The sequence below is a fragment of the Streptomyces sp. NPDC111802 genome (genome assembly GCF_055634335.1).
The window spans coordinates 1-1,165 of sequence record NZ_JBVKCZ010000239.1 but is presented as its reverse complement, the minus strand read 5'-3'; the positions used below and the strand labels follow the sequence as shown (position 1 = coordinate 1,165).

At 66.4% G+C, this 1,165-nt stretch carries 1 protein-coding gene and 1 pseudogene; both read right to left on the bottom strand.

Annotation, left to right across the window (positions count from 1 at the left end; all coding sequences use genetic code 11):
• Positions 1–14 precede the first annotated feature (14 nt).
• Positions 15–833, bottom strand: coding sequence for a hypothetical protein (locus tag ACZ7NC_RS45730; protein WP_471498429.1), 819 nt, complete (start codon positions 831–833; stop codon positions 15–17).
• A pseudogene (locus ACZ7NC_RS45725) lies at positions 830–1,165 on the bottom strand (hypothetical protein); the annotation flags it as partial. The gene ACZ7NC_RS45730 and the pseudogene ACZ7NC_RS45725, both read right to left, overlap by 4 nt.

Here is a 1,165-nt window from a genome sequence, read left to right as displayed (position 1 = left end):
CCAAGGCCGGGAAGTTAGGCACTTCCGGCGTCGGTCAAGTCCGCTTTTTCCGGCGGTGGTTGGGGGACGGTGTAGTCGCCGGGACCTGTTCGGGTGAGGATGCCTTGGCGAACCCAGCGGCATAGCTCGGTGACCAGGCTTCGATGTCGGGTTTCCGGATACTCCAGGGCGTGGAGGATCTCGCGGGCCTTCCATGAGCGGTCTGGGTCTGTCTGAAGGAGTGCGATGGTGCGTTCCTTCGCGGTGTGTGCAATTTGTCGGGGACGGCACGGATCGACCCAGGCGGGGGCAAGGACGTAGGCGCCAGGAGCGGTGCGTTGCAGAACCCCGGTGAGAGCCCATTGACACAGCTGGCCGGCAATGACGGTGTGTTTCGGGAGGTCCAGGACGTAGGCGATCTCGCGGGCCGTCCAGGAACGGGTGGGCGCGGTCTGCATCAATTGGACGACCTGCTCCTTTCGGCTGGAGCGCGAGGCCGCCGGTGAGTCGTTCCGGGCTGCGGCGGATGCGGTGGCCGGGGTGAAGGGGATGTGGCCGTCGTGCACCACGATCGCCAGTCGGGTGATGTTCATGCTGCTTGCCGACCACTCCCCGTCCCTGGACGCGTAGCGAGATGTGCCGGATTTGACCTTGCGCGTACTGATACGCAGGCGACGCTCCGGCATCATCGCTGCCAGCACGGCGCCACCGATCGTGCCGGGTGCGGTGGGTGGATAGGCGATGTCGTCGACTCCGAAGGTCAGGCCCACTTGATCGCGGGCGGTCTCCAGGGCCACGGTGAAACTCAGGCGGTCGGGATCCACGCCGGGCTGTCCCAGCGCCGCGTCCGTCATCGCTCGACGCAAGAGCTGGTAGACACACAGGCTGGCCCACAGCTCCTGATGTACACCCGCCATGTCGCGCGAGCGCAGGATCCGTCCGCCCTGGAGTGTGTGGCGCAGTGCGTGAACGCGGACTCGATCTCCCAGCGCTCGTGGTAGAGGCGTACCAGGTCGGCTGCCGGGTCGCTGACCGGATCGAGCAGGGTGGTGGCCAGGCGGTAGGAGTCGCCGATCTGCTTACCGTCGGCGCAGGTCGCCGTGACGGTGGCGTCGATGATGCGGACCGGGCGCCCGTTGAGTGTGGTGATGAACGAGCCGTCGGACAACACCCTTTCGATCAGGGG

Bases quoted from the DNA above. Each gene is read 5' to 3' on its own strand.
- ACZ7NC_RS45730 (WP_471498429.1), bottom strand. From the start codon at position 833: ATGACGGACGCGGCGCTGGGACAGCCCGGCGTGGATCCCGACCGCCTG.